Source organism: Deferribacter autotrophicus, assembly GCF_008362905.1.
GTDB lineage: Bacteria > Chrysiogenota > Deferribacteres > Deferribacterales > Deferribacteraceae > Deferribacter > Deferribacter autotrophicus.
Window position 1 is genome coordinate 130488 of sequence record NZ_VFJB01000001.1, and the last position, 20181, is coordinate 150668.

At 27.9% G+C, this 20181-nt stretch carries 21 protein-coding genes; all 21 read right to left on the minus strand.

Annotation, left to right across the window (positions count from 1 at the left end; genetic code table 11):
- Positions 1-18: 18 nt before the first annotated feature.
- Positions 19-1833 (minus strand): dynamin family protein, encoded by a 1815-nt coding sequence (locus FHQ18_RS00585; protein WP_149265228.1) that lies wholly within the window; start codon positions 1831-1833, stop codon positions 19-21.
- A gap of 23 nt (positions 1834-1856) precedes the next feature.
- Positions 1857-2420 carry a hypothetical protein gene (locus tag FHQ18_RS00590; RefSeq protein WP_149265229.1) on the minus strand — a complete coding sequence of 188 codons (564 nt, stop codon included), beginning with the start codon at positions 2418-2420 and terminating at the stop codon, positions 1857-1859.
- Positions 2421-2432: 12 nt separating this feature from the next.
- Positions 2433-2891, minus strand: a complete 459-nt coding sequence (locus FHQ18_RS00595) for a hypothetical protein (RefSeq protein WP_149265230.1) — start codon at positions 2889-2891, stop codon at positions 2433-2435.
- 2 nt (positions 2892-2893) lie between these two features.
- Positions 2894-4486: a dynamin family protein gene (locus tag FHQ18_RS00600; protein WP_149265231.1), complete on the minus strand. Its 1593-nt coding sequence runs from the start codon at positions 4484-4486 to the stop codon at positions 2894-2896.
- A 113-nt stretch (positions 4487-4599) separates the two neighbouring features.
- A complete protein-coding gene (locus tag FHQ18_RS12810) occupies positions 4600-4731 on the minus strand; it encodes a hypothetical protein (RefSeq protein WP_281285435.1) in 132 nt (43 codons plus the stop codon).
- 35 nt (positions 4732-4766) lie between these two features.
- The gene (locus FHQ18_RS00605; RefSeq protein ID WP_149265232.1) at positions 4767-5108 is read right to left on the minus strand and encodes a hypothetical protein; all 342 of its coding nucleotides are present in this window, start codon (positions 5106-5108) and stop codon (positions 4767-4769) included.
- A gap of 250 nt (positions 5109-5358) precedes the next feature.
- A complete protein-coding gene (locus FHQ18_RS00610; protein WP_149265233.1) occupies positions 5359-7050 on the minus strand; it encodes an ATP-binding protein in 1692 nt (563 codons plus the stop codon).
- On the minus strand, positions 7047-7679 hold the full coding sequence (locus FHQ18_RS00615; RefSeq protein ID WP_149265234.1) for a response regulator transcription factor: 633 nt from the start codon (positions 7677-7679) through the stop codon (positions 7047-7049). Before FHQ18_RS00615 ends, FHQ18_RS00610 begins: the two co-directional genes overlap by 4 nt.
- A gap of 95 nt (positions 7680-7774) precedes the next feature.
- Positions 7775-8593, minus strand: coding sequence for an MBL fold metallo-hydrolase (locus FHQ18_RS00620; protein ID WP_149265235.1), 819 nt, complete (start codon positions 8591-8593; stop codon positions 7775-7777).
- A gap of 42 nt (positions 8594-8635) precedes the next feature.
- Positions 8636-10048, minus strand: coding sequence for a type I glutamate--ammonia ligase (glnA, locus tag FHQ18_RS00625; protein ID WP_149265236.1), 1413 nt, complete (start codon positions 10046-10048; stop codon positions 8636-8638).
- Between the two features lie 27 nt (positions 10049-10075).
- Entirely contained in the window at positions 10076-10414 is a 339-nt protein-coding gene (locus FHQ18_RS00630) for a P-II family nitrogen regulator (protein ID WP_149265237.1), read from the minus strand.
- Between the two features lie 114 nt (positions 10415-10528).
- Positions 10529-11212 (minus strand): hypothetical protein, encoded by a 684-nt coding sequence (locus tag FHQ18_RS00635; protein WP_149265238.1) that lies wholly within the window; start codon positions 11210-11212, stop codon positions 10529-10531.
- Positions 11209-12213 (minus strand): MlaD family protein, encoded by a 1005-nt coding sequence (locus tag FHQ18_RS00640; RefSeq protein ID WP_149265239.1) that lies wholly within the window; start codon positions 12211-12213, stop codon positions 11209-11211. The genes FHQ18_RS00635 and FHQ18_RS00640 overlap by 4 nt, the downstream gene beginning before the upstream one ends.
- The gene (locus tag FHQ18_RS00645; RefSeq protein ID WP_149265240.1) at positions 12186-12680 is read right to left on the minus strand and encodes a hypothetical protein; all 495 of its coding nucleotides are present in this window, start codon (positions 12678-12680) and stop codon (positions 12186-12188) included. The genes FHQ18_RS00640 and FHQ18_RS00645 overlap by 28 nt, the downstream gene beginning before the upstream one ends.
- Complete coding sequence (locus FHQ18_RS00650) at positions 12677-13453, minus strand: ABC transporter permease (RefSeq protein WP_149265241.1); 777 nt, start codon at positions 13451-13453, stop codon at positions 12677-12679. Before FHQ18_RS00650 ends, FHQ18_RS00645 begins: the two co-directional genes overlap by 4 nt.
- Positions 13454-13506: 53 nt before the next feature.
- Positions 13507-14022, minus strand: a complete 516-nt coding sequence (locus FHQ18_RS00655) for a hypothetical protein (RefSeq protein ID WP_149265242.1) — start codon at positions 14020-14022, stop codon at positions 13507-13509.
- On the minus strand, positions 14012-16729 hold the full coding sequence (locus FHQ18_RS00660; protein WP_149265243.1) for a tetratricopeptide repeat protein: 2718 nt from the start codon (positions 16727-16729) through the stop codon (positions 14012-14014). The genes FHQ18_RS00655 and FHQ18_RS00660 overlap by 11 nt, the downstream gene beginning before the upstream one ends.
- Before the next feature lie 35 nt (positions 16730-16764).
- Positions 16765-17961: a DNA-binding transcriptional response regulator gene (locus FHQ18_RS00665; RefSeq protein WP_149265244.1), complete on the minus strand. Its 1197-nt coding sequence runs from the start codon at positions 17959-17961 to the stop codon at positions 16765-16767.
- Complete coding sequence (locus FHQ18_RS00670) at positions 17936-18358, minus strand: ribonuclease HI family protein (RefSeq protein ID WP_149265245.1); 423 nt, start codon at positions 18356-18358, stop codon at positions 17936-17938. The genes FHQ18_RS00665 and FHQ18_RS00670 overlap by 26 nt, the downstream gene beginning before the upstream one ends.
- Entirely contained in the window at positions 18339-19067 is a 729-nt protein-coding gene (locus FHQ18_RS00675; RefSeq protein ID WP_149265246.1) for a zinc ribbon domain-containing protein, read from the minus strand. Before FHQ18_RS00675 ends, FHQ18_RS00670 begins: the two co-directional genes overlap by 20 nt.
- The gene (locus FHQ18_RS00680; RefSeq protein ID WP_149265247.1) at positions 19060-20178 is read right to left on the minus strand and encodes a Nif3-like dinuclear metal center hexameric protein; all 1119 of its coding nucleotides are present in this window, start codon (positions 20176-20178) and stop codon (positions 19060-19062) included. The genes FHQ18_RS00675 and FHQ18_RS00680 overlap by 8 nt, the downstream gene beginning before the upstream one ends.
- Positions 20179-20181 lie beyond the last annotated feature (3 nt).

The following is a 20181-nucleotide window of genomic DNA, read 5'->3' on the forward strand; positions in this document are numbered from 1 at the left end:
TCTTCCCCCACATTTAATTTAATAAAACATTAATTCGCTTTTGAAATTATTTAAACTAACCAACTCTTCTTCGGCAAGTTTCAACGTTTCAAATTGTTTTGACTTAATTAATTTAATCTTTTCTTCTAAAATAACCTTTTGAGGAAACTTACTTTTTATGTAATTTTCTTTAAATTCCTCAATATTTAACTTTTCAATCTGAGAAATCATTTGTGATTCAATTTTATCCAGTTCTTTTTTTACCTGATTTAAAAATATCCTTCTCTTTGCTTTTTCTTCAACAACCGTTGCCACATCACCAATTTTCCCCACACCCCATTTAGCAACATCAAACAAAACTTTACCTGCAGCTAAGGCAAAAGAACCTATTACAGGCAAAGCTATAGCTCCAACACTTCCAATTCCAGCTAATACAGGCCCCACAATAGGAATCCCGGCTAAAAACGGAGCAATTGCAGACAATCCTTCTATTCCAGACGCAATCCCAACTCCAGTTGCCATTGTAGGTAATAAAGAAGCAACGCCCACTCCACCAGCCGTCAATGCAGTCAGATTAACTATTTTTTTACCTGCACCTGCTTTTTTAGGAGTTGTAAAAATAAAATTAACACCTGTATCTTTTAAACTTAACACTTTTTCATCAAAATCGGTAATAAGTTTACTGACATCTTTTAAAAATAGTTTTGTATCTTGCTCAATCTTATCTTCTAACAATTTTTTCGTTCTTAATTCAATATACCTTGTTCCTGCTAACTGCTCATATGACATATTATTCACTTCATTCGATATCTCAGAATAAACATATTTAATTGAATCTTTAATTCTTCTTTTATAATTTTCTTTTATAATATTAAACTCTCTTTCAAAGTTAATCAGTTCCTTATTTATTGCCAACTCAAAGTTTTTCATTTCTTCATTAATTTTAGCCAACTCTTCTTCATATTTTTTTGCCTTGCCATTTATCTTATCTTCAATAGCTTCTATTTTTAATATAATCGATTCTATAATTCTTCTTGTTTCATTTTCCAGCCACTCATTCAATAACACCTGCTTATGACTTTTTATAAACTCATCTATGTTTTCAATAAATATCTCATAGCTTTCACTTTTTATACCATTTAATCTATTTTTTAAAACTTCTTTTGCACTATATAAAAATGTATGAGTTTTCAGTGTATCTTTATTCAGCTTTAACAACGTGTTTAATTTGTCTATTACTTCATTTTTTACCAAACGAGGATTGTCTACAATATCTGCAAAATTTAAGACAAAAAAGAATTTCTCTAAGTCCTTTTTCCTTATAAGTTTAGAAATAAATTGTCTTTCAGTTTCTTTTAATGCTTGATTTATATTCATAACAAAAATTACAACATCCGACTCTCCAACTAGATTGAAAACAATCTCATCAGTAAATTTTGAAGGATCATTCGTTCCCGGTGTATCTACAAAAGTATATTCTTGTAAAATAGGGTTATTAAGAAAAACTTCTATTTTATCACTTTTAATATTATCTATATTTTCAAGATTTTCCTTAGTTAATTCTCTTCTTTCCCCATCAACCAATAAATAATTATCCGAAGAATATTTGATTTCCGTAATAAAAACTGTAGTGGGTTGATACTTTGCTGGAAGTAAATCCTCTGCCAAAAAAGAATTAATTAGAGTAGATTTACCTGAACTAAACTCACCAATAACTGCAATTTTAGGCTTAAAAACGTTAATTTCTTCTTCAAGATCCTGGATTTTATACTTATCATCAAATAGTTTTAACTCATTATACCATGGATAATCGTTATATTTATTTATTATCTCTCTTAGTTTTCTTAAACTCATAATTACCTCCAAAGTTAAATTAATTATAAATCTTCGTTACATTTTCTTATTAAATTTCTAATTTCAACTACAATTTCAGGAAATGGTGAGCATTTTTTCTTCAAAGCAATTGCCCTAGTCTTGATATCTGCTATTTTTTCTTCATCATCATTAAACCACCCCTTTGCTTTATGAAATTCCTTCTCTAAAATATCATATTCTTTATAACAATTTTCCCATAATCTATTACGTTCTTCCTCATTTTTTCTTTTCTTTTCTATTGCACTTATTTTATTTTCACATTCAATTATTAATGTTTGGATATCGTTATTTATAATATCACATTTAGACAATAATTCCTTTGCTCTTAATTTAATATTTTCTAATTCAGATTCATCTGATGAACTAAACACGCCACCAGTTGCATTAGCAAATCTTGATTTTAAAATTTTCAATTCATTTAAACATTCTTTTCTAATTTGATTTTCAATTTGCTGTCTATATTTAATAATCTTTTTTTGCTCATTATATTTATATCCATTAATAACAATTAAACCTACAACAATAATAATACCTATAATCGGAATTAAATATCTTTTTAGTTTCATATCCCCTCCCTCCTATTTTTCCAAAATGTCTAAAAATTTCTTAATTTTATTTTGTAATCCAAATTCTTTAATATTCGAATCTTCATCTTTTTCATTGGTTTTAGCTGAATAAATAAATAATTTGCTTTTAACAATTTCATCATACATTTTGACATTTTTCAAAATACTCTTAACTCTTTTCAAATATTCGTTTCTTTTCTCTTTTTTATGGTATTTTTTTAGTTCGAATAGTATGTTAAAGAGATAAATTACTGGTATTATTTTATATATTTTATTTATTTCATCGACTATTAACTCATCTTTTTCAAGGTCAATTTTAAGAAATTTATCTATTTGAAGAATTTCACTTTTTAAAATCTCTAAAATTTCATTTTCTTCATCACTTATCTGTCTATCAAACATCATAACGCTATAAATAGCTTTCAAGAATGATTCCTTTTCTTTATCAGTCAGCAAAAACATTTTTATCATTATTAACTCCTTTCCTCTAAATCTTTTAATTGTTCTTTTGTTTCCTCTAATAATCCTACATCCGCAAGTAATTCATCATTAATAGTTTTTCCTATATTTTTAATTTCGTTAACAAAGTAAGACATATCAAAATCCATATTTAACAGATTAAAAATAGTGCCATCACTTAAATTTTCCGAAGCATTCTCACAATTTTTAATGAATTTATAAACATAATCATCAGAAAGAAGTCCTATTATATATCCAACAATTAAGAGTTGTTTACTATTTTGCAATAAATTCAAATTCGCTGAAAGAGTATCCATTTTTCTATCCAGCTCTTCTTCTAACTTATTGTTCTTAATTAAATTATTTTCTCTTATCTTTTTTACTTCTAATTTAAACTTTTTAAATTGTTCATGAAATCTAGCTATAAATTCATAATATATATTCTGAATATTTTTTCTCATTACATCCAATTCTTCTGCAGTAAAATAAAAAGAAGCAAACTTTAAAAGAGATTCAACATATTCTTTTTTAAATAGAGATGTATTTTTTAATCTATTTTCTATTTTATTAACACCTTCTCTAATGATATAAATAATATTTGATTTAATCTCATCTAAATGTGAAATTAAATCTTCACCAATATCAGACTGGATAAACTTATTAAATTTCTGATTTAATTCATTATTAAGTTTTAAAGTGCTTTGAACAACTTCATTTATTCGCTTGTTTAATTTTTCAAACTCTTCTTTTAATTGTTTTCGTGAAATCTCTTTATCTTTCTCTAACACTTTCTCTCTTAAATCACCTTCAAGAAGTGCAAATTTCTCACTCCAAAACTCATCTTTTTTAACACAGGAAATTAAAAATATTTCATCATTTACAAAATAATCTCCAAACTGTATTTGCAAATTTTCGAGAATTTCATTTGATACATTTTCGTATTCATTTGGATCACTAACTACTTCATCACCAAAATTAACAACCGCATAAATATTGTCTTTATAAAGAGACTTACTTTTAAACTCTTCTAAGTATATTCTTTCTGTTTCTTTTCCTGCCTGACTCGCCTTAAATATCCATATCACATAATTAATATCATCAAAAATTGATTTAGTAAGTTCTCCCAAATTATTTGGATCATTAAAACCAGGAGTGTCGATAATATGAAAATATTTTAAGATCTCATTGTTAATAAAAACTCTAATTTTCTGTATATTAATGAATTCTTTATTTTCTTGTTGATTTTGAAAAAACCTCAACTTGTCATACCCATCATACTCTTTTGTAATTATATTTCCACTTGACTCTTTATAAGTAATTTCTATTTTTTCCTTTTCCGAATATTCCAAAACGGTAACAGCTGAAGTTACAGGCATAAAACCTGTCGGCAAAATATCCATCCCTATTAGCCTATTAATAAAAGATGATTTACCACAGCTAAACTCACCAAGTATTGCAAGTTTTAAAGGTTTCTCCGTTATTTCTTCTACCCTATTATAGATATCCTTAAAACAATTATAAATATGAGGCTTTTCATCCAAGATTTTTGCACTCTTAATTAAGAAATGATACAAAGAAGTCTCTTTAATTTCCGTTGACTTATCCATTTTCTCTCCTTCTACCAATTTCAACTTACTAACTTACACTCCTAATTTTTTACATACCCTGAAAACAAACCTTAACAATCCTTCTTTCTTAGCAAAAACAGTTAAATAAATATTTACGTTACTTTTGGTAAGATAATACGACGTCTTTCTCTAAAAATTTTAAACAAAATCTTTTCCAAAAAACTTTCTTCTGGAAAAAAAATTACCCTTCTTTTACTTTTACTTTTCATTTTGATTTCATACATTCTTTAATCATCTCCTCTTTTAAAACATTTAACAATTAAGGATACACTTCAGTTAATTTAATATCCCCTTCCTTAATATCCTTAAAAAGCTCTTTTGTTAAAATTTTCATCTGAAAAACCATACAATCATCATGTTTGGCAAACATATTTTCTTTAGTCAAAGCACCTTTGATAACTTTTAATTTATCACGATTATTGATAACCCAGCTTTTATAACAGAGATAATAAATCTCATTCATATCCCATTTTACACTACTATCTGCTTTACACGCTGCTACACACTTTAAAAAATTAACAAAATAATAAGCAATAGCTTCACACGCTTCTTTATAAAAAAACTTTTTAGCTTTTAAATTTGTAAATGAGACAAAGAGCAACAATAAAGTTAAAAAATAAAAAGCATTACTTTATTAAACATAAAAATCTTCCGCATCGCATAACACCCCCCATTTTTGATGGAATTTTATTATAAACCTCAGAAAATTTCATTCAGGAATATCCCTAAAATTTTTAGGAAATTTTCCTATAATTATCTTGTAGCGTTATAAGAATTGGTTAAAATTTTCTGATGATTTTTTTCAGATAAAACAAAAATTATAGCTTATTAAAATTACAAATCTTACAATATTATTTTTTATTTTGAATAGGAATATCTATAAAATAAATTGTACCTTTCTCATTAGACACAATATTCAGTAAACCTTTTAATAAATAAATCCTCTCTCTGATTGTTACCAATCCGAAATGCCCCTTTTTCGCAAACTCTTTTTCTGCATCAAATCCCTTACCGTTATCCGAAACAATTAACTTCAACAAATCTCCATTATATTCTACTTGTATATCTATTTTATCACCTCTTGAATGAGTAATTGCGTTATTAATAATTTCCTGAACAACTCTAATAATATTTGATGCAATAAAATTATCTATTTCAATCTTCTTTGTTGTTTTTTCTATATTTACGTTAAACGAAAATTCAGAATATTTTCTTTCATATTCATCCACCATTTGTAACAACAATTTTTCAAATCCTAACATCTTAATTGTTGATAAAAAATTATCCGCTATAATGCTTCTCAACTGACTATTTACGCTTTTTACCATTTCAGCCAAATCGTTTTCATTTTTTCTTTTAAGTTGTATGAGTACATAATTCAGCTCTTGCAAAACTGTATCATGAATTTCTCTAGCAATTTTTTCTCTTTCTTTATCTTGCACTTTTATAAGTTCACCTACAAAATCTCTCAGTCTAATATTTTCAAGATGAGAAATATAAGCACTTTTTAATTTGTGTATTTCATCAATTTTTACTTCAAAATCACTATCCAATACTGGTGATGACTTATTAATGAAATTCGCCAGATTTCTAATTGGATTAATAATGGTTTTATTGATCTTTTTATAATAATACCGATAAATCAAATAATAGGTTATTAATACTAACAAATTAATAATTATTATAAAAAACAGTAAATTTTTATTAGATAGTAAAGTTATTTTCAAAACGTATGCTATACCGTAGGGGGTTCCTTTATTAATGTTGAAATTTAAAATTTTATAAAAATTGAAGAAATATACCCCTTTTTCTATAAGCTCCGACTTATTTTCTTTATACAAACCTTCAAGTTTTTCCAATTGATTCTTATCTACTTTTTTATTACCTAGAGAATAAACTTTAAAGTCGTTCTGCTCAAAAAAATAAACAACATTTAAATAATAACGAATATCGTCTAACTGCCCTAAAAAACCAAAATTATCTTTCAATTCATTTAATAAATCTAATTTGTAACTTAATTGAAGATACATGCCTTTCCCTGGCAAATAATCCAATAAATATAAATGAAAAAACTGATGTGTGATATCAAGAACAGGAAAATCAATTCTAAACCGTCCACTATTTTTAACATCAATTAATGCTTTTCTTGCATCTTCAAGCTCCCATAAGTTTAATCCAAGCTCTGACTTAAATGTGGTATCATAAATCACCCCTTTATTGGATATTAATGCCACATCTACGTTACTATCATGATGTTTATGCTTTATATAATTTACCAACAAAGAAGCTGAAAAAGAATCATTTTTCTCAATAAAAGTTTTTATATCTTCGTATAACCATACAATATAATCTAATTTTTTATTAACATCTTTCTCAAAAGTGTTAGAAAATGTTTTTATAAAACTTGATAACGTCAATATGTTATTGTTTAAAATTTTATAAAAAATAAATAGATTAATAATATTTACGGTAATATACAATGACAATACCAAAACAACTATTAATATATAATGCTTTTTAAACAAACCTGAGAGCTTTTTCATAAACTGATGATATTCAATTTTAGAGCAATTTTTATTAAATCAGCCATTGAATTGATTTCCAACTTATTCATAATAGATAATCTTTGATTCTCAACCGTTTTCTGACTTTTACCAAGCAGATATGCTATTTCTTTAGTATTCTTACCTTCAGCGAGTAAAACAAAAACTTCTTTTTCAGCTTTTGAAAGAGTGAAGTATTTCTCAATTTTTTTATTTATGTTTTCTGATTCATCATATAAATTTCTATCAACAAACATTCCTCCGTTCAAAACAACCTTCACTGCATCAATAAGATTTTCGTAAACATTATCTTTTGATACAAAACCATTTGCTCCTTTTTTTAAAGCTTCTTCTAGAAAGAAGTTTTTATACATTGTCAAAACGAGTATTTTTATGTCGTTATATTTTTTTAATTTTTCAAGAACAACAAAACCATCTTCTCCTGGTAAATTGATATCAAGGATAACTAAATCTACCTCGTTGTCTTCAATTATCTTATAAGCTTCTTCAGAATTTCCAGCTTCATAGATTTGATTGAATAAATTTTCATCTTGCAAAACTGAGATTACACCTCTTCTAAATATTGGATGGTCATCAACAATAAGTAAAGAGTAAAAGTTCTTATTCATAACTTATGTTTAGTATGATTCCAACTACATTTCAAGACAAACTAGATTTCGAATTAAGAATTTATAATTCAACATTTAACATTCATAATTCTACATTATATATTAAAAACCATCCCTGTTTTCATGTAAAACAAATTAGATTTCAATTTTGACTTTATGTAAAAAAACGGATCTAGCCCTGTACAATGACCTGTAATTATATTTTCCACTTTAATTTCATTAAGAAAAAAATCCACAACTCTATCAATTGTGGCCTCATCACTTCTAAACAGATGCATCCCACCAATCAGATAATCAATTCTATCCACATTCATTTTATTTTGACAATCTTTTACAATATTTATAATTCCTGCGTGAGAACAACCGGTTATCAAAATATTTTTGCCATTATGTTTGATAAACATATAAAGTTCATCTCTAAAAGGATCCCTCACATATTTCCCATCAATCTCGCAGTAAAGTCTTAAGTCAGCAACAAAAGGTTCATACCTTTTGATATTGGAAAGAATATAAATATCATCGTTTATTTCCTTATAATCATCTATGTATTCGAAATGAAACTCATCACATACATCTTTACTCAACCCTATTTCATCAAATTCCTTTTCAGATTTTTTTCTTAAATGTTTGTCAAAGACATACTTAGATGCAAAAATCTTATTTGCTAACTTCTTGAAGAATTCTGGATGTTTTGCAAGTCCACCGGTATGATCATAATGACCATGACTAAGAACAATAAAATCTACTTTACTGACGTTTTCAGCTAAATATTTATAATTGTTTACAACGGAGAGATTCTGGCCCGTATCAAAAATTATATTATAATTTTTTACTTGAATAAGTATTGAAAGACCATGCTCAGAAATTAAATTTTGCTTATCTACATAATTTTCATTTAGTATTGTTATTTTCATAACATAAAAAAAGGGGAGTTTTAACTCCCCTGCTATAAGCTTTTACACGTCAAAATATAAGATAAATTCATATGGATGAGGTCTACTGTTAACCTCTGAAGTTTCGTTTTCCCTCTTATATTCTATCCATGTAGAAATAACATCCTCTGTAAATACATCTCCCTTGAGCAAGAATTCATGATCTTTCTCAAGCTCATTTAACGCCTCATCAAGGGAAGCAGGCATTTGTGGTATATTTGAAAGCTCAATAGGATCAAGATCATAAAGGTTTCTATCCATTGGTTCGCCTGGATCTATTTTATTCTCAATACCATCAAGACCAGCCATCAACATAGCTGTAAAAGCAAGATATGGGTTACAGGATGGATCTGGGAATCTTACCTCAATTCTTTTTGCTTTAGGTGATGAACTATACATTGGTATCCTGATGGATGCGCTCCTGTTCCTTGATGAATAAGCAAGATTTACAGGTGCTTCAAAACCTGGTACTAACCTTTTGTAAGAGTTAGTAGTTGGGTTTGTAAATGCAGCAATTGCTCTTGCGTGCTTAATAATACCACCAATATAGTAAAGAGCTAGCTCACTTAATCCAGCATATTCATCCCCTGCAAATAAAGGCTCGCCGTTTTTCCAAAGTGACTGGTGACAGTGCATACCGCTTCCATTATCAGCAAACATTGGTTTAGGCATAAAGGTTGCTGTTTTACCATGCGCTCTTGCAACATTTTTTACAATATATTTATACAACAATAAATTATCTGCCTGCTCCACTAATGGTGCATACTTAATATCAATCTCACATTGACCACCTGTAGCCACTTCATGGTGATGGGCTTCCACTGTAATCCCCATCTGCTCCATAAGCATTACCATTTCATTCCTGATATTCATTAAAGAATCATGAGGCGGAACAGGGAAGTAACCCTCTTTATGTCTGATTTTATAGCCAAGGTTTGGCATTTCATCAGAACCTGTATTCCAAAAACCTTCTTCTGAGTCAAAAGTAAAGAAAGCTTCATTAGGACTATAAGCATACTGTACATTATCAAATACAAAAAACTCAGCTTCAGGACCAAAATAAGCAGTATCGGCAATACCTGTACTCTTAAGATAGTTGATTGCTTTTTGTGCAATATACCTTGGATCTCTTGTATAAGGCTCCTTAGTAATAGGATCGAATACATTACAGATAAGTATCAATGTAGGAATTTCTGTAAAAGGATCAATTTTTGCTGTGGATGGATCTGGAATTAAAACCATATCGCTTGCATTAATTGTCTGCCATCCTCTGATACTGGAACCATCAAATCCCAAACCTTCCTCAAAGACATCCTCCGTAAGCTCATGAGCTGGATATGAACAGTGCTGCCATAAACCAATAAAATCCATAAATCTCAAATCAACAATCTTGATATTTTTCTCCTCAATTAATTTTAAAACATCTTTTGCCGTCATAAAAAAGTCCTCCTTTATCGTTTATTTTTAAAATGCATTCTCTCCAGTTTCACCAGTCCTAATTCTGATTATTTCATCAACTGGAATTACAAATATTTTACCGTCCCCAATTCTACCAGTTCTTGCTGATTCAATGATAGCTTCAACAACACTTTCCACCATATCATCAGGGACTACTACTTCTATTTTAATTTTTGGAATAAAATCAATAACATATTCAGCACCTCTGTAGAGCTCCGTGTGCCCCTTTTGCCTACCAAAACCTTTCACTTCAGATATGGTAAGCCCTTTTATACCTAGCTCAGTAAGTTTTTCTTTAACATCATCTAATTTAAAAGGCTTAATGATTGCTTCTATTTTTTTCATAACTCCTCCTTTCATTAAATTAAAACAATTTTTATGCCAAAATCACATGTTTAATTCTTTTAGTATTCCTATAACACAAAAAAAGTTAATGAATAATTTTTAATCACTGATTGATTATTTTTTAATCACCTCCTGCAACATTGTTTTTCTTTTTTCCAAATTATCACATACTTCACCTTTCTTTTCACAAATTTTATACATTATATTCAAATCTTTTAAAAGATATATTGAATAAGAATTAAAACTATCAATTTGATAAGCTTGGTTTATATAATATTCAGATTTTTCTAGGCTCTTCATAAAGTTATCTTCTGCAAGCATTCTAAAAACTTTTGATTTTACATAATCTGGTACTTCATCTTTTTTTAAAAATGTCAATAAGTTATTTTCATTACCAGATTTAAGATAATTAAAATAATAATTATAAAACTTATTTACTATTTCAGTATCGAGTTTTAACATCAATAAACCATCAATAATTTTTTTCTCTTCATCACAATCAGAAAGATTTGCAAAAACACTTGCTTTCTCTAAATAAAACAATGAATTTTGGTTAAATTCTTCCTCTACAAAAAATCTTTTTATATAAATTCTTGCCAAATTGCAGTTATCATCAGCTAATAACAGCTGTTTCTCAGCCTTTTTGAAAAAACTATCAGCGAGCTTGGAGTTGTCTTTTAAAACAGTTTTTACATAACTATTCATATATCCTGATACAGTTGTAAAATAATCAGGATATTTAGTGGTTTTACTGCAGGAAACTACAAATACAAGCAAAACTATAAAAATAACTCTCATGGCAATTTTAACCTTTGGCTATTATTAATCTCTCTTTTTGGTGGAGTAAACGGCCACCTTTTCTGCATATTCAAAAGCAAGATATTTGTATTGCCTAACAAAAAGTCCACTTCATCAAGATAAAGACTCAAATTGTCGCTTAATAATCTCAAATTTTTTACAAGCTTACCGCTTTCGACAATCAATTGTTCGCTTTTTGCTAACTTATCATCGACATTTAAAACAAGTTTGTTGCTATTCTTTACAAGCTCATTACTGTTTAAAAGAAGATTATTGGTGTAATCTAAAGTTTTCTTAGTATCATCAATTCTGTTTTCTACTTTATTTAATATTTTATTTACCTGGTTTTCCAGTTTATCCACTTTTGCAAAAACAGAATCAATTTTATCGATAAGATAATCTGTCCTACTTAATTTACCAATAGCTCCTTTTTTATCACTTAAATCTTTTCCCACATCCCCAAGACCTTTAGACAACTTTTGCCAATCAGGTGTCATTTTATTCAATGCTGTCGTAATTTCTTTTAAATTCTTTATTACAATCTTTACATCATTTAAAATTGGCTTTGCTTCTTCTATTAACTGCTCCACCCCTTTATCCCTTTTCAACTCAAACACCGCATTATCAGTAATCTCCTCGCCACTTCCACCTGAAAAAACAAGAACAGCAGAACCAATGAAATTTTTTGTACTCAGTTTAACTACAGAATCCTTCTTTATCCATTTTGCATATCTGATGGGTATTTTTATTTTTATAACCACCTTACCATCATCCCTTAAATACAATTCATCAACTTTGGCAATTTGAAAACCAGAATATACCACAGACATCCCTTTTACTAATCCATCACCACTATCAGCGATTACTTGCACTTTTATTTTTTTTGTAAAAATATTCTTCTGAATTGCCATAAAAGTTATTATTGCAACAGCAATTATAAAAGAAGTAAAAATAAACAAACCGACCTTTAGTTCTAAATTCTTAAACCTTTTTTCAGCCATTCTTCCAAATTCCACTCATCATAATTTTTCAAGTTTTTAGTTAGAATATTTTTATAAATTTCCTTTTCAATTATAACAAAATTCTTCTCATATTGCTTATTAAAAAAATCATAAAAAAGCTCTCTGCAATTAACAAAATAATGAAACTGATTTATAAAAAAAATCACCTTTGCTCCAAAGTATTTACACATTAAATATTTAGTGAAAAATATTTCAATCTCATTTAATCCATCTTTTCTATAATACATTTTATCATAAAGGTTATAATTCCTTAAATCATCATTTAGCTGTCTCATATCATATTTGATACCATGATACTGAATAGGTAATGTTATATTCTCAATCAAATTTAAATTAGAAATTAAAGGTAGCGTTTCTGCCACAAATGCAATTTTTATACTTACAATATTCATCTTTAAACGTTTCAATAAATCATTTTCTTTATAATTTGAAAAAATAAGTATCATATAAATGCTCCAGTAATTTCAACAAACAAAATAGCAAAAAATAATCTCATCATTCCTTTCAACAGAGAAATCGGTATTTCTGTATTTGCCTTTTTAACCCAAAGAGCACTATAAATAGGTATACTCATTAAAAAAAATCCAAACATTATAGTTTTATAAAAAAAAGCAGCAATATCCGATAAGCTTACGTAATCAAAAATTAAACTCAAAAGATAATCAAATGTTATCCCAAGATTAAAACTAAGAAGTAAATAACCACCGGTAATTGAAATAAAAGAAAAGAATATAGATAAAGATACCATACATGTTAAACCAGCAAAAATTCTAGGTAAATAAAGATATTTCACAGGATCTATTTCAAAGTACTCCAATGTGTCAATTTCCCTACTCAATTTCATTACACTAATTTCAGCCCCTACAGCAGTAGATGATCTAAGAGCCAATAAAATAACTGTGACTATAGGCCCCAATTCTCTCACAATTAATAAAACTAATATTTTCCCCAACTCATTATAAATACCTAACTCTATCAGTTGTCTTGATAAAAATCCTACTAGGGCAATACCAAAAACTAGGGATACGATTATATAAGTGGGAAGAATTTGTACACCTGTAAAATAAACCTGTCTAATAAAAACAGTAAATATTGCTTTATTAAATAGATTAAATCTCAAAACTGACTTAATTATTTTATAGGAAAAAGCTAAATAGTCTTTTATAAAAATATAAAAATTAAGAAAAGCAGCTCCCAAGTTTATTAAAAAACTTTTCATAAATAAATTATACTAAAATTCTAAAGCTAATCAATAATACTTCAGTAGCAATACTAAAACCTTGTAAAAAAATTGAGAGTGCCAAATGTAAAGAAAAATATTATAGCAATAATTAGAAAAGCGAATAATAACTTTTTAGATTTGTTATTTCTTTTGTAATCAAATAAAGCTAGCTTTTCTTTTATATCCTCAGAAACCTTTTCTTTCAATAAATCTATGATTTTTTCAAAACCGTCAACTACAGAAGATAAAAAAACAAACTTTTCATCATCTGCAAGAATTAGAACAGTTCTCCCTTTTAAGTATAGGAATACCGCATCTTTAATTTCGTTATATTTTATTTGTTTTGTACCTAACAATGCGTGAACAATGATAACTTCATCTTTTACTTCAACTTTACGTTTTAAAATACTTAATAAATTAAAAAGAACAAAAATCATCAAAACAATTAATACTATAATTTTTACATGGCTACCGCCCAAAACATAATGTGAAATTGAAAAATACACTGATGAAACTAATAGTATTATTAATAAAAACAACAGTTTCTTATCATATCTAAATATCATCAATTAATATCTCCAAATTAACTTTCTCATTTATTTTTGGTTCGATATTCTTCATTGATATCAAATCATCCAACACCTTTTTTAAGTTATTATTCTTAAAAGATAAAAGTGTATCAACCATTAACCCTCTGTAATCCACGGGATACTCTTTTATAAAAGAGTTAATCTCTTTAATCAAGCGTTTTTCATTGTAATTTAAAAGAAAATAAAGCATCCTGTAATACTGAGTGAACAAATTTTTAAATTTTAGTTTTTCTAGAGCTGTGTATGATGCCTCTGCGTTTACAAAATCTTTTTTAAGTAAAAAGTAATATAAACTTATCTCATAAAGCTTTGAATATCTAAAATCTTTACGCGATAAAATCTTGAGACCTTTTAATACGTTATCCAATTGATTAATTGCCAGATTGTACATAATATATTGAGCAAGTTCGTATTTATCCATTTTGTTTGAAAAATTGTACATATTTCTTTTTGATAAATATAAGTTAGAATAAAGTTTATAATTTTTACATACCCTATCACCTGTTAAACTAAAATCTTTTCTTAACAATTCATCAAAACATTCAAAATGATATATTACACTGAATTCATCTTTATCAAATACCCCTACTTGCCCCTCCTTCATAAATTGAGCAAGCTTACCAACAAACAATTCATAATTGAACTCACTTTTACTATTTGATATTTCAAAAATTACGTCATCATATTTCCCAAGACCAATCATTGCAAAATATTTTGCGAGTAAAAATATGTGGGGATAATTAACACTATTTACAGCCTCATCATAATTATTAATCACTAAATCGTATTGAGAAATTATCCTGGTAGCTTCACCCCTTAGATAAAAAACAACAGCCTTTCCAAGGTATGAATACAAAATAAATCTATTATTCAAAAGTGAGTTATCAAAATAATAATAGGCTTTTTTCAAATCACCTAAAGCCAAATAACCTATTCCTAAATTATAGGTCACAAAAGGATTGTTTTTCAAATATTTTGCAGCCTTTTGAAAGTAATTTATTGCCTTATAAAAATCACCATTTAGAAAGTAATCAACACCTTTATTGTTATACATTATTCCATTATTAAAATTCGCGGATTTTTTCAGCTCAATAATAGCTTTTAAATTTTCATTATCCTGCAATAACTTATAACCAAGAGTTAGAAATTCAATTGACTCATTAGGATCAATCACAAGGGGAAAAAGAAACAATCTTAAAATATCTTCAAACTTCCCATCATATCTATAAAAAAAGCCAATGTCGTATATGCTTGATTTAAGTTTGAAACTTACTTTTGGAAGCTCCCTATTGTATTTTAAATAATTAAGCCTCTCTTTTGAAAGTGTCAAAAGTGCATCAAAATAACCCAAATTCCATAGCGCAATAAATTTGTAAAGATAATATCTATTTTCATACCTACTTATTTTTTCTATATTCTCTAAAGCTCTTTTATAATCTCTTTGTTTCAATAAAATATAGCTTACTAAAAGATAATAATCACTTCCTTTATTAGATATGTTTGACAGATAGTTATTTGCAATCTGAAATTTTCCAATTTTAGCATAATAAATTGCTTTTGACAGCAAGATATAATCATCTTCTTCTTTTACGTTTTTTATCAACTGATAGGCTTTTTTTACGTTATCAAAGTAAAGTAATAAATGTCTGATATACAAATATCTAAAAAAAGATGATTTTAAATTTGTATAGGCATTTTTTACCACTTGTAATGCTTCGTTGTATTTACGTTCATTTATCAAAATATCATATTTTAGCTTATAATATCTTGATTCATTCGGAAATTCATTAATCAATGCGGTAACAACCTCTTTTGCTTTTGAAAAATCACCACTTTTGTAAAGAGCTAAGGCATACCTGTATCTGAATTCAGGTTTGTTGCTTATTTCAATCAATTGAGATAAAACCGTAGCTTCAAGGATATAATCTTGAATTTTGTTGTAATTTTCAGCAAGAAGTTTCAATGCCTGTTCTGTTTTTTTTAAATCAATTGCTTTTTTTACATTGTCAATGGATTTGCGATAATCTTTTTTGTAGAAATATGCTTTAGCTAAATTATAATACTCATCATAACCTTTTTTCTTTATCTTAGATAAAATCTCGATACCTTTATCTACCTCTTCTATACTTATTAAAAAATTTCCATAGCTTGCTCTAACAAATTCATTTTTTTCATCAATCTCCATTGCTTTTTGAAAGTAATAATAAGATTTCGCTGTACTTCCTTTCTTAAGATAAAGATTAGCAAGGTTTATATACGTTTTAAGATCTTTATAACCTTCTAAAAACTGTATGTATTTTTCAGCCTCATCCACTTTATTTTCTTGAATTAAAACAGCAACCAAGTTTATGTATGCTTCTTTAAAATTTTTATCATCATCAATGGCTAATTTAAAATATTTTTCACTCTCCTCTAAATCCCCCAACAAATAATAACTAACACCAATATTGTAATACGCTACTGAACGATTCTCTTTTACACCCTTCTCATAGAATCTTAATGCTTCTTGATATTTACCATCTAGAAAAAGTTGATTCCCTTTTGAAATTGTTTCTTTTTTTATCTCGATTACAGAGTTTATTGGTAAATTCTTGGTTTTATTGTCCTGAACAAGCTCTTTTTTTTTATCAGAACATGATAAAACAATAAAGATTAATATAACGATACTTATTAACTTTTTCATAAATCTATAATCGGATAGTAAAAATAAATCTTAATCTAATTTTCACTTTCCTCACTTAGTTTTAACATATTAATGCCAGGTAAATACTCTTCAGTTTTAATATCTTTTACTTTTTGTAACTTTTCAACAACCTTTTTGATTGTATCTATATTTTTTTCAATAATATCAAAGGATTTATGTAGTTCATTATCATCATTACAAAACTTTTTGATATATTCAAAATTTAATGAAATACCCAATAAATTATTATTAATTATGTGATTCAAACTAACAGCAAGATTCAATAATGTTTTTTGTCGCTCAGTTTCCAACAACTTGTCTTTCGCCTCTTGCAAGTCTATTAATAACTTTTTATTAAAAACATTTAATGCCAAATGTTCTGATATGAGTGTTAAATAAAAATCATCATATTCCTCAATCATATTACCTTCAATCAGAATAGAACCAAAATAGTTATCTTCATACCATATAGGATAAACCAAGAAAAAATACTCTTTATCCAACTTTAATTTAACTTTTCCTCTAGATTCGTTATTACCTAATCTTTTTAAATCAATCCCTTTAAATAAGGTATCAAATTTCGCAAACTTATCAGGAATATTTGTAACACTAATATCTTCTTTATTTTCTTCATAGACTTTTGTTATTATATAATACCTATCCTGAAACCTAACACTTATGTATGAATCTATTATATCAGGAATCTTTTCAAAATCCGATTTATTTAAATCTTTTACAAAGTTATCAATAAGTTTTAAAACATCAACAATTTCATTTAAATGAATCTTCTCAATTTCCAGCTCTTTTGTTCTTTGAATAAGTTTTTCATTGCTCTTCTCAAGTTCTTCTGCAAGACTCCTAATACCCTCAAAAGCATATTTATTTTCAATAGCTTCTTCAATACTGGTTGCTAGCTCAATTTTTTCAAAATCACTATTTAAATAATCATAAAAACCATTTTTTAAAAAAAACCTTACCTCATTCCTATCACCATCACCGATATAAATAAAAGAAGCATCACAACCAAAGTTTCTCATTGTCTGTATAAAAGCAATAGGGCTTGAAATAAACCCTGCTTCCATAACAACTACAGTAACTTTTTCATTCAAAAGAAATTTTTTCGCCTCCTCCAATGAATCAATATAAAAGAAAATATAACCATATTCTTTACAAATTGATGACACTAACTTCAAATTTTTCTTATCATTACTTAGTAAAACTACTGATTCCATTTTTTATAGCACTCTTTGCCAATCTATCCGCCAACTTATTATTATCTCTCCTAACATGTATGATATCATAATTTAAAAGTGAGAGTTTTGACATAACATTTTTATACAGCCCTATTAATTTCTCATTCCTTACTTTATATTCACCTTTTAACTGTTTCACCAAAAGTTCTGAGTCAGAATAAAATCTAACTCTTTCTGGAGCTAACTCTAAAATTTTCTCTATAGCCCTCAATAAAGCTGTATATTCGGCAACGTTGTTTGTTGTATTGCCAATAAACTCGGAATACTCAAAAACAATGTTGCCGTCATTATCTTCTATAACATAACCTATCCCAGAAGGGCCGGGATTACCGCTTGACGCACCGTCTGTATATACATTAAGCGTTGCTTTCTTCATCAGTATCTTCTTTATAGTATAAAAATCTTTGGCAATTTGGACACTGCTGAATATGAACATTTTTCTTTACTTCAACAAAAAGCTGAGGTGGCACTTTCATATAACATCCAGTGCATGTTTCATCTATAATTCTTACAATTGCAAGGTTATTTCTAGCCTTTCTAATCCTTTCATATTTTGATAATGTTGACTTTTTGATCTTTTTAACCTGCTCTTCTCTTTTCACTTCAAGGTCTTTAAGTTCTTCAACGAACTCAGAGTTTTCCTCATCTCTTCTTTTTTTATCCTCTTCAAGCTTTTTCTTAGCTTCATCATATTTTTTTGTCATCTCTTCAATATTCTTTTCATACTCTTCAATTTTTTCATTAAGTTCAACAAGTTTTAATTCACCGTCATTTACATTTTTTTTCAGAATATCTAGTTCTTTTAAAACAGCTTCATACTCTTTACTATTTTTTACAGTGGATAATTTTTTCTGTGCCTTTTCTAAAAGAGTTTTCTGTTCATTATATTCTTTTTCAACAACCTCTTTTTCACTCAAATTTTTTTCATATTCACTTTTTGCTTCCAAGAACTTCTTTTCTAAGGTTTCAAAATGTTCCATACTTTCTCTTAAATATGCGGGGATATTTGCCAGTGCAGTCTCAATCTCTGCTATTCTGTTATCAATCTTTTGTAACTCAATTAAATTTACCAATTCATCAAGCATTATTATGCCTCCAACTTTTTATTTTACATTTATTTTCATAATATAAGGTCTCTATAGAGAACTTTTTAGCCACAATATCAGCAATGTATTTCATAAATATAGTTTCACTCTCAAAATGCCCAATATCAACAATTGTAACACCATGCTCATAAGCATCTACGGCATCATGATATTTCATATCGCTTGTAAGCAGAACAGTTACACCAGATTTAAGGCACTCTTTCCATAAAGAAGCACCACTACCTGTAACAATAGCAAATTTACTAAACTTTATATCTTCCGATTCTTGATTATGTCTAATATTTTCGATATTTAACTTTTCAGCCAAGATTTTCAAAAAGTCATTTAATGGCATTTCCTTATTAAACTTACAAATTCTGCCAAGAGAATATTCATCTCCCATTTCCAACTTATAAACATCATAAGCCACTTCTTCATAGGGGTGAACCGATAAAACAGCATCAATCAGCTTCTGCAAATTTTTTCCTTTTACTATTGTCTCAAGCCTATATTCATTTGCTTCTTCAAGCTTACCAATTTCTCCTAAAAATGGACTTGTATTTTCACCTGGTAAAAATGTACCAGTGCCTTCTGTATAGAATGTGCATTTAGAATAGTTACCTATTTTACCACCACCTGCAGCATCTATCGCATCTATTATTTTTGTTTCATATCCTTTAGGAACAAAAACTACAAATTTGTAATATGGCTCTTGTCCAAAATCAGTAAATCCTGAAATAACTTCTGCACTTATTTTCTCTGCAATATAATCATTTAAACTGTAATCAGCTCTATCCAAAACTGTATGATAACTTAATAGATTTAACTCATTCTTTATACATTTGATGATTTTGTTACCTACTACAGATGAAAAATCTATTTGCTTAATGGGACGAAAAAAAATGGGGTGATGAGTTATTAACAACTCACACCCCATTTTAATCGCATAATCTATTGAATCCTCGGTGGGATCCAGTGCAAATGCTATCTTAGATATTTTCTTATCGTGGACTAATAGTTGAATTCCATTGGAATCCCATTCATATTGTCTGCTTTTTGAACTGAACTCTTTTTCAAAGAAGTTGATGATATTTTTAGTTTTGATCTCCATTCA